The organism is Clostridium sp. UBA6640 (assembly GCF_002455975.1).
In the GTDB taxonomy this organism is placed as follows: Bacteria; Bacillota; Clostridia; order Clostridiales; family Clostridiaceae; genus Clostridium_J.
In genome coordinates, this window is record NZ_DKLM01000019.1 from 1 (window position 1) to 12,730 (window position 12,730).

At 30.5% G+C, this 12,730-nt stretch carries 14 protein-coding genes and 1 tRNA gene; all 15 read right to left on the minus strand.

Going from position 1 to position 12,730, the window contains the following annotated elements; all coding sequences use genetic code 11:
• Positions 1–203: 203 nt before the first annotated feature.
• Positions 204–1,052 (minus strand): PhzF family phenazine biosynthesis protein, encoded by an 849-nt coding sequence (locus tag B2W91_RS02445; protein ID WP_291578691.1) that lies wholly within the window; start codon positions 1,050–1,052, stop codon positions 204–206.
• Positions 1,053–1,572: 520 nt separating this feature from the next.
• Positions 1,573–1,647, minus strand: a tRNA-Glu gene (locus tag B2W91_RS02450).
• A 309-nt stretch (positions 1,648–1,956) separates the two neighbouring features.
• Positions 1,957–3,411 carry a catalase gene (locus B2W91_RS02455; RefSeq protein ID WP_291578692.1) on the minus strand — a complete coding sequence of 485 codons (1,455 nt, stop codon included), beginning with the start codon at positions 3,409–3,411 and terminating at the stop codon, positions 1,957–1,959.
• A 101-nt stretch (positions 3,412–3,512) separates the two neighbouring features.
• Positions 3,513–4,082 carry a GDSL-type esterase/lipase family protein gene (locus tag B2W91_RS02460; RefSeq protein WP_291578693.1) on the minus strand — a complete coding sequence of 190 codons (570 nt, stop codon included), beginning with the start codon at positions 4,080–4,082 and terminating at the stop codon, positions 3,513–3,515.
• Positions 4,083–4,278: 196 nt separating this feature from the next.
• Positions 4,279–5,064 carry a sirohydrochlorin cobaltochelatase gene (locus B2W91_RS02465; protein WP_291578694.1) on the minus strand — a complete coding sequence of 262 codons (786 nt, stop codon included), beginning with the start codon at positions 5,062–5,064 and terminating at the stop codon, positions 4,279–4,281.
• A 97-nt stretch (positions 5,065–5,161) separates the two neighbouring features.
• Positions 5,162–5,665, minus strand: coding sequence for an ECF transporter S component (locus B2W91_RS02470; protein WP_291578695.1), 504 nt, complete (start codon positions 5,663–5,665; stop codon positions 5,162–5,164).
• A gap of 126 nt (positions 5,666–5,791) precedes the next feature.
• Positions 5,792–6,562, minus strand: a complete 771-nt coding sequence (locus B2W91_RS02475; RefSeq protein ID WP_291578696.1) for a cobalt-precorrin-6A reductase — start codon at positions 6,560–6,562, stop codon at positions 5,792–5,794.
• 12 nt (positions 6,563–6,574) lie between these two features.
• The gene (gene cobJ / locus B2W91_RS02480) at positions 6,575–7,291 is read right to left on the minus strand and encodes a precorrin-3B C(17)-methyltransferase (RefSeq protein WP_291578697.1); all 717 of its coding nucleotides are present in this window, start codon (positions 7,289–7,291) and stop codon (positions 6,575–6,577) included.
• A gap of 16 nt (positions 7,292–7,307) precedes the next feature.
• On the minus strand, positions 7,308–8,324 hold the full coding sequence (cbiG, locus tag B2W91_RS02485; RefSeq protein WP_291578698.1) for a cobalt-precorrin 5A hydrolase: 1,017 nt from the start codon (positions 8,322–8,324) through the stop codon (positions 7,308–7,310).
• Positions 8,284–9,060, minus strand: coding sequence for a precorrin-4 C(11)-methyltransferase (cobM, locus tag B2W91_RS02490; protein WP_291578699.1), 777 nt, complete (start codon positions 9,058–9,060; stop codon positions 8,284–8,286). Before cobM ends, cbiG begins: the two co-directional genes overlap by 41 nt.
• Positions 9,061–9,076: 16 nt before the next feature.
• Positions 9,077–9,760, minus strand: a complete 684-nt coding sequence (locus B2W91_RS02495; RefSeq protein WP_291578700.1) for a cobalt-factor II C(20)-methyltransferase — start codon at positions 9,758–9,760, stop codon at positions 9,077–9,079.
• 27 nt (positions 9,761–9,787) lie between these two features.
• Positions 9,788–10,354 (minus strand): precorrin-6Y C5,15-methyltransferase (decarboxylating) subunit CbiT, encoded by a 567-nt coding sequence (gene cbiT / locus B2W91_RS02500; protein ID WP_291578701.1) that lies wholly within the window; start codon positions 10,352–10,354, stop codon positions 9,788–9,790.
• A 14-nt stretch (positions 10,355–10,368) separates the two neighbouring features.
• Positions 10,369–10,971 (minus strand): precorrin-6y C5,15-methyltransferase (decarboxylating) subunit CbiE, encoded by a 603-nt coding sequence (cbiE, locus tag B2W91_RS02505; RefSeq protein ID WP_291578702.1) that lies wholly within the window; start codon positions 10,969–10,971, stop codon positions 10,369–10,371.
• A gap of 2 nt (positions 10,972–10,973) precedes the next feature.
• The gene (gene cbiD, locus B2W91_RS02510) at positions 10,974–12,071 is read right to left on the minus strand and encodes a cobalt-precorrin-5B (C(1))-methyltransferase CbiD (protein ID WP_291578703.1); all 1,098 of its coding nucleotides are present in this window, start codon (positions 12,069–12,071) and stop codon (positions 10,974–10,976) included.
• Positions 12,072–12,093: 22 nt separating this feature from the next.
• The gene (locus tag B2W91_RS02515; protein ID WP_291578704.1) at positions 12,094–12,720 is read right to left on the minus strand and encodes a precorrin-8X methylmutase; all 627 of its coding nucleotides are present in this window, start codon (positions 12,718–12,720) and stop codon (positions 12,094–12,096) included.
• Positions 12,721–12,730: the final 10 nt, after the last annotated feature.

The following is a 12,730-nucleotide window of genomic DNA, read 5'->3' on the forward strand; positions in this document are numbered from 1 at the left end:
ATAACTACTTAACAGATTCAAAGTTTATATAATATAAACAATTTGCAATTTTAATTATAATACAATTATAACACATTTTGTAAATGCCACATTATTTAATTTTCAAAGAACATATTTCAATTTTAATCCGCCTTATATTTGGATTGCGCAATAAAAAATCGCAAATTCAATCTCTTGAATAATGCGATTTTTTACGTTTATTATTATAGCAAAATAGTTCCCTTTGCCAAAATAGCTACCTCTCCCGACACTAATATTTCTTTTTCAGAAATGCTCATAGAAACCTTAATTTTACTAGGTCTGCCAACAAATCTTCCTTGATTTATTATAATCTCATGACCTACATTAAAAATATTATGCTTATATAAATATGCACCTAATGGTCCAGCTGCACTTCCTGTTGCAACATCCTCAACGTTTCCTTGATTATCCCAGGTCCGTCCTTCTATATAATTCACATCAAATATATAAGCAAATTTAGCACCTACTTCTTTTAACATTTCTTCAAATTTAGAACTAATTATTTTTGCACTCTCTATTCCTGAAGTTAATGGTACTAATAAGTATGGTAATCCTGTTGATACAACTTCCATAGGAAATTCTTCGCTTAAATTCTCTTCTGACAAGTTCAATGCATGTACATATTTATTTCTCTTCTCTTTTGAAACTTCACAGAGGAATTCGGCTTTTCCTTGATTCATTTGTACTTCATAATACCCCTCTATCTTTTTTGAATTAACTATAATTGTTTTTTGATTTAATTGAAATGTAATCGCTATATCTTCTTCATTTCTAAAAATATGACTATGAATAGTAGCAGCTGCTCCCAAAATAGGATGCCCCGCAAAATCCAATTCTTCATCTACTGTAAAAATTCTTGCATTAAATATACTATCATCTATTCTTCTCACAAAAATTGTTTCAAATTGCTTAAACTCTTGTGTTAATTTCAACATAAGATTATCTTCTAATTCCTCATTACAAAAAACAACAGTTAATCCATTGCCAGATAAAATTTCATTGCTAAAAACATCAACATGAAAATATTCCATTTTAATTCCTCCTTATATAAAAAATATAATTAACATTTATTTTACCTAAAATTATAACATATAGTGTAAATACCTCATTATTTAATTTTCATGAAACTATTGTATTAGGAAGAACATCTTTATCATTTACTACGCAAAATATTCAATTTAAGTCATTATATAAAATAATAATATCTAAAAAATAATATTGTATAACTTTATAAATAACATAAACTGTCTATAATTTCTTAAATTTAATAGTTACTTTCCTTTGTAGCATATTTTTCATCCATTCTATTATTTATAATATCGTAGAGGCAAGCAGTGCTCAGTAGTTTTACTTTGCATCTCTGGTATTATCAAATTAATCATCATAATTATATCAATGCTTTTAAGTATTTTTTATTAAAATCTTAAGTTGATATTTAGATATAGTGCAAAATTTATGGCGAACACTGTTCGCCGCTACAAGGATACATATATTATAATTCGATAAAAAAATAAGATGGTTAACATTTCTGTAAACCATCTTATTTGAATATGGTGACTCCTAGGGGAATCGAACCCCTGTTACCACCGTGAAAGGGTGGTGTCTTAACCGCTTGACCAAGGAGCCATATATAGCTTTAAATTATATTATAGTCTCTACAATCCATATATTACTCGCAAATAATCAATGTGTAAATATGTTATTATATCTTTCTATACATGATACTACATCTATAGAAAAGTGGCCATCTTAATTTATCTTTAAGTTTAAGTGGCCGCTTTATTTAACCAGTAGCTGAGATTTCACATTCCGCATTTAGTAAATATTAATGTTCTTATAAAGACTATAAAAGAAATTAACGTATAAAAAGCTTAATAAACAATTAAATATATTACAATACTAAATAGTAATTTTTTTAATATAACTTATCTATAATTATTTAATTTTAAGACCTTTTCTTACTCTTTCTCCATATTCTCTATCTGCTTTAGTTAAATACTCTATGACTTTTAGTTGAATTTTTTCCTCTACACTCCATAAGTCATTTACCAAATTGTCTATTAAATGATCTTTCTCTTCTTTGTCATAGGAACGATATTTTTCTCCTGCTTGCTGGAAATCGTTTGTTAGCTTTATTTTTCTCTTTTCAATATTGCCACATATATATTGCGGTTTTGATGGTAATGATGGTGCTTCTCTCGGTTTTCCACAATTTAATGTGTTTGGTTCATAATTAACTTTTCCACAATTTGCGAAGTATCTCATATTTCCATCTTGCTGATTATTTATAACTGGCACTTGAGGTCTATTTATTGGTAATTGAGCAAAATTGGCACCTATTCTATGACGTTGAGTATCAGAATATGAAAATAATCTTCCTTGTAAAAGTTTGTCTGCGGAAGCTTCAATACCATCTATTAAATTTGCAGGACAAAAAGCCGCTTGTTCAGCTTCAGCAAAAAAATTTTTAGGTGCTGTAGTCAAAGTAAGTTTTCCTACTTTTATAAGCGGGAATGTCTTTTCAGGCCAGATTTTTGTGGCATCTAAAGGATCAAACTCTTGTTTCAATTCATCTTCAATATCCATAATTTGTACAAAAAGATCATAATCAACAGTTTTTCCTCCATTGAGCGTATCATATAAATCTCTTGTTGCCACATCTGGATCTAATCCTGCTAATATTTCAGATTCCTGTCTTGTAATAGTTTTAATTCCTAATATAGGTTTCCAATGATATTTTACATAAACCCTTTTCTCCTTTTCATTCAGCCATATATAAGTATTTACACCGAAACCTTCCATAGTTCTATAGCTTTTAATCGTCCCTCTATCTGAAAAAAGCCATGTAACCATATGGGTAGCTTCTGGTGTATTAGATATAAAGTCCCAAAATCTATTTGAATCTGGTATATTAGTGTCTGGTGAAGGCTTAAAAGCATGAATCATATCTGGAAATTTCATAGCATCTCTTATAAAAAATATTGGTAAGTTATTTCCTACTAAATCATAGTTCCCCTGTTCTGTATAAAACTTTACAGCAAATCCTCTTGGATCACGTAAAGTATCTGCAGAACCTTTTGAACCTATAACTGTGGAAAAACGTACAAACACTGGTATTTCCTTGTTTACCTCATTTAGAAATTTAGCTCTTGTATATTTTTCCATAGAGTTACAAAGCGTAAAATGACCATGAGCTCCAGCTCCTTTAGCATGTACCACCCTCTCAGGAATTCTCTCTCTATCAAAACTAGCTAACTTTTCAATTAACTCCACATCTTGAAGTAAAACAGGTCCCCTCTCTCCAACAGTTAATGAACTTTGGTTATTGGTTATATCCACTCCTTGATTGGTAGTTAAATACTCACTATTTTTCAAGTTCCTATCACTCATAAAATCCTCCAATAAATTTCATTAATATCCTAACTATATTATATTAATGGGCTTTAAAGAGTATTATCTCTTTATGAAAATAGTGATTTATTAACAAAAAGTTATTCTCTAATTACATTAGCTACTACTTCAAATAATAGTTTATTCCCTTCTTCACTAAGATGAATTCCATCAGTATATAAATACCTATTCTCTTCTATTTTATCAAAAATATCATTTAAATTTATAAAGGGAATATTTTCATTAGAGCAAAACTTGTTAAGAATATCTCCAAGCTGCTCTATTAAAGAGTTTACTTTGCTGTAGTCACAGCTATCCCAACATTCTAAAGCTAAGTCTCCTATTACTTTCAGTGGTGATAAAACTATTGGTACAATATTATTTTCTATTGCCTCTTTAACCATTATATTTATATTTTTAAGAGCATTTTCTGCACTTTTATTTGTTAAAAAATCATTAGTTCCACCTAGGATAATAACAATGTCTGGATTATTATATACTACATCCTCCGTAAACCTGTTAACCATACCGATGGTTGTATCTCCATTTACTCCTGCATTTATCACCTTAACATTCCCTAATCTATTCCTTAATAACTCAACCCAACTACTTTTAGCACTAACCCCATATCCATATGTAAGACTATCTCCCATACATACTATTGAATTCATATCTTTAGTCTCTCCTTTAATTTTTAGTTTTGATTATATGTATACCTTAAGTTTTACCTTTATTTTATAGTAATATTTCTATTTTTGTTTAAAATAAAATTAATTTATGCTGTTTTTAGCCTATAGCTTTTCCCTGTACATTTAAATAATTAAATAAAGACTCAATAACTTTATTTTAATCATTGAGTCTTTTATACTATTCCATTATATCTTCTAAATGCTTAACATATATGCTTTGGAATTTATTATTCTCCCCTAATCCTTTAAGGTAAGTGTTTATTTTAAAGCCTTCACCTTCTAATATAGATTTCCATGAATCTTCCTCATCAGATGCCATATCGTTTTGGGCATGGTCTCCAGCTACTAACATAAATGGCATTAGGGTTATTTCCTCTATATTTTTTGCCTTTAATTCTGGGATTATATGCTCTATTTCTGGATATCCTTCTACTGTTGCCATGTAGACATTTTCTAAATCCATTTTACGAGCAACGTATTCAAATTGAAAATAACATGAGTTTGCATGATGCTCAGTTCCATGTCCCATTAACACTACTGCAGAATTTTTATTTAATTCTGGAATCTGAGATTTTAAAGCTTCAACAGCCTCAAAATAATCTTCATTTTTATAAAGTAATGGTCTTCCAAGCTCTATTTTTTCAAAGGCCTTTTCTTCTCTATATTTGTCTATAGAAGATTTAATCTTATCATATTCTTCTCCATATATTATATGTAATGGTTGGACATAAACCTCATTAAATCCTTCTTCACGCATCTTTAAAAGTGCTTCTCCTACTGTGTCTACGTGAAGATTATCTCTACTTTTAAGCTTCTTTATTATCATATTAGAAGTAAAAGCTCTTCTAATTTCAAACTCCTTAAAACTATTCCTTATATAATTTTCTGTAGCTTCTATACAGCTTTTAAGCGGATGTTCATAGCTCGTTCCAAAGCTTACAACTAATATGCCCTTTTTATTCATATACTCATTCTCCTTAAAATTGTATTTCAAAAATTATTGTAGACTCCTATCAAACTGAAAATTAACTACAGCTCTTGACTATATATATTCCCAATTACTAATTAGTTTTATAATTCTCTGGTATAAACTTATTTACAATAAGCACAATTATAATATTAACTGCAGCCACCATTGTTAAAACAGGTATCATACCTATCAAAACTTCACTTGGCATAAATGTCATAAATTTATTCAATATTAATAACATAAAAACGGATATAGGTCCATTGATTAAGGCTCCTACTATAGCAGAAGATATATTTGATATTAGTTCTCCTCTTTTTCTTAAAACTTTATAAGTTATTCCAAAGAAATACATAGTTAATGCCATGTCTATACATATAACTAAATGAACTGGTAATGACATTGGAAATCCACTGATAGTTGAAGTTATAAGATGACCTATTGCACCAACCGCTGCCCCTGCTAATGGTCCTAGTATAATTGCTGCTAAAAATCCTGGCATTGAATCAAATGCTACTGTTTGAAAAACTTTAATATTAGCCCCAATTGCACTTAATGCTATAAAAAGCCCTATTAAAACTATTTTTTTTACTTTCATAAATACCTCCATCGTTAATATACAATTCACAGCTTCCAATGCACAATTATAAACTTCTTCCTATACTTTTTATAAACAATTAGAGATAATTGTGCATTGTTTCAGCTACCCTAGAAAAGAATTTTCTTAAATAAACTTCTTTTCAATTAAATAATTTAACAATTCTTTATCATCACTAAAAGCTATTGGATAGTTTATCTTCTTTCTGCCAATAACAATTCCATAGATATTGCTTTCCATAACAGCTTCTAATTTTTCTAGAGTTCCTCCAACTATGCCGCTGTCTTTAAGAAGCATAGCTTTAGCATCAAACTCACTTATGAAACACAAATTCAGTTCCTTAGAGAAAGGTCCCTTCATTGCAATAATATCCTCTACCTTAACACCTAATTCTTCACACTCTGACATTACTTTAAGGGTTGGCAGTACTCTATGAATTATTCTATTATTTAAATTTAAATCTAATATTTTATTGATATTTCTACTTCCTGTAGTGTTTAATATAGTTCCATCTATATTTTTTAACACTTTATCTAATTCCTCATAGTTTTCCACTTCCACTATATTAGGTGAATTTGTATATTTATCTACAATAGAGGCTCTTTCATATCTAATATAATTAATATTTAAATCGTTACAAATTTCTAAAGCATTATAAGTTATTTCTACTGCGTAAGGATGAGATGCATCTATTAATAATTTTACACCATTGACCTTCAGCATTTCCTTAAGTTCATCTTTCGTTAATGGCTTATCATTTAAAATTTTGTATTTATAATTTTCTAAAAGACTTCCACCATATGAACTAGCAACAGACAGTAATAAATCATCGGTATATTTGTTTAAATTTTCTACTATAACTTTTCCTTCGCTTGTTCCTAAAATTAATGCTATCACAATTGTCGCTCCTTATAATTTATATCCTCTTGGAGTTATAAATTTATTATCTTTAATAAAGCTATTACTATTTCCTATGATTACTATAGAGAACATATCTACTTTACTATCATCAAAATTTTCTAATGTATATAGATGAACTTCTTGTCCTTCTCTTAATGCATGCTTAACTACTGCTACTGGCACATTTCCACTTCTAAATTCCTTTACAGTTTCAATAGCTTCTCTTAAGTAATGAGGTCTTCCATTACTTTTGGGATTATAAAGAGATATGATAAATTCTCCTTCTGCTGCAAGACGAATTCTTTTCTTTATTAGTTCGTATGGTGTTAATAAATCACTTAAGCTAATGTTACAATTATCATGCATTAATGGTGCACCAACTATAGAAGCTGCAGCACTTGAAGCTGTAACTCCTGGTACAATTTCAACTTCTTCACCTTCTGCCATTTGAAGTATAAGACCAGCCATTCCATATATTCCAGCATCTCCTGTACTTACAACTGCTACATCCTTATCTCTAGATAACTCTAATGCTTTTCTACATCTTTCTTCTTCTCCACGCATTCCAGTAGAAAACACTTCTTTATTTTCTATAAGAGGCTTAATCATTTCAAGATATTTAGTATATCCAACTACTATGTCACAATTTTCTATTACTTCTTTTGCTCTCACTGTCATATGGTCAAGTCCACCCGGTCCAATTCCAACTACGTATAATTTACCCATATTATTTCCTCCTACTTTATAACACTCCAATACTAAGTGTCATCCCATTTAATTTCATTTTGTTTTTTATGATCTTTCCTCCACTAAGTTCTACAGAAGGCTCACACACAGAGCCTATTCCTAGTGTTTTTCGTACAAAATCACTGCCTTCATATTTATCTTCAACTTTCTTAATTTCTTCAATTGTAAAAATCTCTAATTCGCAGCTTAGCTTATCTCTAAGAGATAAAATCGCTTTTTCTTTTGCTTTAATTTCTACTGTAGCAATTTTTTTAACACTTCGAAAATCAATATTATTTTCTCTTAATGCCTGCATTACACTTTGCTCCATAGAATTTATATCATAATCTTTTCTGCAGCCAATACCAAGTACAATATCCCTTCTTATAAGCTTTAAAGTTTTATGAGTAGTATTCTCAACTTCTAACTTATGAGTTACATATACTGCTCCATCAGCTTGATTTTTCTCTTCAACATATCCTTTTGGTATGTTTATTAAAGATTTTTCGTCTATAAAAGCAACTTTTTTTCCTTCTACTAAAAGCGCTGCTATATCCTTAGCATCTTTCAAATTGTCAATAATTAAATTATTATTTTTCGCCACCATATCTGGACCTTCTATTTTTAATCCATCAGTAGCAGTAGTAATTATAGGCATACATTTAAGTATATGGCCCACTTCCTCTGTAAGAGTATTGGCTCCGCCTAAGTGACCACTTAAAAGACTTATAGCATATTTTACTGAATTATCTACTACTACCACTGCTGGGTCTTTGTCTTTACTTTTGATAAAAGGTGCAATTCCTCTTACTGCAATCCCTGTGGAACTAATAAATATAATCCCTTGAAAATTCTCCATAGCTTCACTACATATTTTATTTAAAGTTAAAGTCTTAACCTCATCTTTAGTGTATATATGACAACTATATTTATGATTGGCTTCAAGGTCTTCTTTTAAAGCTTGTGATGCTCTATCTCCACTATTAGTAACACTAATTATTGCTATTTTCATCTTTTGCCTTTCTATATTCATGAGTGAAGCCTGCATCATATAATAAGCTTTTTTCATATTCACTATCTATGAAATCTCCTACTAATATTTGTGCAGTTTTTGTTATATTTGCTTCTTTAACTTTTTCTGCAATATCATCTAATGTTCCAATAACATATTTCTCATCACCCCAAGTAGCTCTTTGTATTACAGCTACAGGTACATTTCTTCCATAACCACGTCTTAGCTTTTCAGTTACTTTATCAATCATACCTACAGATAAGAATAACGCCATTGATGCACCTATACTAGCAAGTCTCTCTAAGTCTTCTTTCTCAGGAACTGGTGTTCTTCCTTCCATTCTAGTAAGTATTACTGTTTGAGAAACACTTGGAAGAGTAAACTCCTTTTTAATGCTTGCTGCTGCTGCAGTAAAAGAACTAACTCCTGGAATTACTTTATAACCTATGTTTAATTTATCAAGTTCATCCATTTGCTCTTTAATTGCTCCATAAATAGCAGGATCTCCAGTATGAAGTCTAACAATTTTCTTATCTTCACTATGGGCTCTTTTCATCACTGCAATAACTTCATCTAAAGTCATTGAAGCTGAATTATGTATTTCTACATCCTTTTTACAATATTCAAAATGTGCAGGACTAACTAGTGAACCAGCAAAAATTATTACATCTGCTTCTTCTAATACTTTTCTTCCCTTTACTGTTATTAAATCTGGGTCTCCTGGACCAGCACCTATAAAATAAACTATATTTTCCATATTTGTTTCCTCCATACTATATCTCGCTATTTCTATGAGCAATTATTAATGACATATAATCTTTTTCATTTAAAATTTCTTCCCTAGTAGACAGTACTTTTTCACCTTCTCTATATGCTCTTTGAACACATACATAGTCAAAGCCTCTTTCATCTAAGAAATCTAATACTTTTTCTTCTTGATTATAGAATTTCATAATAACCACATATTTTTCATCTTTTATAGAATCAATTCTACTTCCTGGAACTATTAATAATGGTTCATCTCCTATTACTAATATTCTATCTGCAATACTTGCACTGGCACAGAAAGAAGTTATTCCTGGAACAGTTTCAGTCTTATAATTTTGTTCTTTTATATATTTTAATAAGTATATATAAGTACTATAAACAAAAGCATCTCCTATGGTTAAGAAAGCAACATCCTTACCATCTTTTAAATATCCTTCTATAGTTTTAAATGCATCATAAACCTTTTCTTCTTTATCTGGTTTTCCCATTGGGAAATGACTAATAACAACTTCCTGGCTGTCTTTTATAAAGTTTTTTGCCGTTTCATAAGCGATACTAACTCCACCAGATTTTGCACTTGGTGCTATGATAACATCACAGCTTTCTATTACTTTTACAGCTTTTAAAGTAAGTAATTCTTCTCCTCCTGGTCCAACTCCAACACCATATAAAGTTCCTTGTTTCTTCATATATTTAAATCCTCCGTTAATTTCAAATTAGCTAATCTTTTCGCCACAAATTATGAATATAGGGTTATTTGCCATGAGCATGCAACTATTTCCTCTTCCTCTTGCTACTGCTATTTGGCTTACCTCAACTTTATATCCATTTTCTTTTAAGGCTTCCATTGCCTTATATAAATTACTTATAGTTATAAAATTCAACACCATTTTTCCCTGTGGTTTAAGCATTTTTCCATATTCATAGATTATTTTATCTATATTTCCACCGCTGCCACCGATAAAAATTCCATCAAATTCTCCCTTTATGTTATTTACTGCCTCATAGGCTTCACTTTCCACTAAAGTTACATTATTTGCTTCAAATTTTTCTATATTCTTTTTAATAACTTCTATTGCTTCTTCGTCCATTTCTACTGCAACAACTTCACCACTATTACAAATTTTACTCATTTGTATAGTAACAGAGCCTGTACCTGCACCTATATCAAGAACTCTTGAATTCTCCTCTAATTCTAATTTAGATAAGCTTAAAATTCTTACTTCTTCTTTAGTCATTGGACAATTTCCACGAATAAATTCTTCATCTTTAATAAATTTCATCTACTTCAACTCCATTACTTTAGCTTTATGTACATAACTGCTAGCTTTCCAAAGTTATATTTCATAAGTTCTTCTGGACTTCCAAAGGATATTATTTCATCTTCATAGGATAGATTTTCCCCAACATAAACATCACAATTTATGTTGTTTTCATAAAGAATTCTACAAAGCTCACTTGGAGAATTCTTATTATCTGTCAAAAATATTACCTGTGAGTGCTTAGAAATATTTCCTAAAAAGTCTTCTTCTCTTCCATGCATACTTCCTAAATGAACATTATTCCATGACTGATTTAACTTAGCTACAAAGTATTGAAAAGAACTTATTCCTGGGATCACTTTTATTTCACCATCATAATTTTTCTTTATATATTCGGTAATACCATAAAAGCCAGGATCTCCAGAAGCTATTATAGATATGTTTTTATCTTTATTTTCACTAAGATAGTCTATAATTGATACTATACTTTTAAATTCTAGTTTAGGAGTTTTTATATGGTCTATGCTTTTAATAGCTCTTCCAAATCCTACTACTATATCAGAGTTCTCCATAGTTTTATCAGCTATAGGAAGAATATAATCCTTATGACCAGGTCCAAGCCCTACAATATAAACCATAATTATCTCTCCTTTTCTTCTAAGGAATTATAAAGTATTCCTCTCTTCATAGAATACATAATTGCATCTACTTCCAACTTATCATAGCTATAAATCTTAATTCTATTTATAACCTTCTTACCTATATTTTCATAAAGCTTTTCAAAACCATCACCTAAAAGCTCTACAGCACCTTCTGTGGTTTTTTCATTATAAACCTTTTTAACTAGTTCTAAATCATAGCCCATAAGTGCTAGCTCTAATGCCAATGTTTCAAGCCTTACATCACAAACTCTACTGTGAGTATTAAATGCTCCACTAGCCACCTTGCAAAGCTTACCTATATGACCCACTATGGTAATTTTTTCTATTTCCTTGGAAATAATTGTATCCAAAGCTACACCTACATAATTAGAAATGATAACCATATCCTTCACATTAAGCTTAAGTTTGTTTGCCATATCTTCACCCATATTTCCAAATAATAATATGAGCTCTTTACTTCCACTTACTATCTTTTGATTTATTTCCAATTTTACAGACTCTGTTAAAGCCTCTTCTGACATTGGCATCACTATGCCAGTAGTACCTAATATTGAAATTCCACCTAAAATATTTAATCTAGGATTGAAGGTTTTTTTTGCAATTTCCTCACCTCGAGGAACAAATATAGTAATTTCTACTCCGCAATCTTTAGGAAGTACTTCAGTTACTTCCTTCTCAATCATTTTTCTAGGTACAGGATTTATTGCAGGCTCTCCTTTTTTAATATAAAGTCCTTCTCCACAAACTACTCCTACACCGGTGCCGCCTTTTAGCGAGTACCCATTATCTTTTTTAGTAGCGCGAGCAAATATCTTTATCCCATTGGTAGCATCGATATCATCTCCGCCATCCTTTATTATTGCACACTCCACATAATCTTCTCCAAAGGTAATATCGTGAACCTCTAAGTTTAATTCTATTCCCTTAGGAGTGTCTATTTTAACTTTATCTATTGGTGTTTTTTCTTTATCATAAAGCATCATTGTTGCTGCTTTAGAAGCTGCTGCTGCACAGGAACCAGTGGTATACCCACATCTCAATCTTTTTCCATTTGCTTCTACATATAAATCTAGCATATTTACACCTTCACTCTTAGTACTATCTTTCAACCATCATGTACATAATAGCATTCATAATTGCTGCTACCACTGTACTTCCACCTTTTCTTCCTCTAATGGTTATCACTGGAATATCGTACTTTTCTAGTAGTTCTTTACTTTCTTTAGCTCCTACAAATCCTACTGGAGCACCTATAACAAATTTAGGCTTTGCTTTACCTTCTTCTACTAATTCTAATAGTTTAAAAATTGCTGTAGGTGCATTTCCAAATACAAAGAATTCTACTCCTTCTTCCACAGCTTTTTCAACACCAGCCATAGAACGAGTTATCTTCTTTTCCTTGGCAATATCTCTTACATCTTCTCTTGCCACATAACACTCTACATTGCAATTAAGTTTTTTTAATGCTGGCTTACTCATTCCTGAAAGTGCCATATTAGTATCTGTGTATATAGTCACTCCCTTAGATAATATATCCTTAGCCTTTTTAATAGCGTCTTCACTAAAATGAATTATGTTTTGATAATCAAAATCTGCTGTGGTATGTATTACTCTTTTAACTACTTTAAGCTGCTCTTCATCAAAATTATGTGGTCCCATTTCCTCTCCAATTATTTCAAAGCTTCTAATCTCTATTCCCATTGGATCTTTTATATATTCTTTCATTCTACTTCAT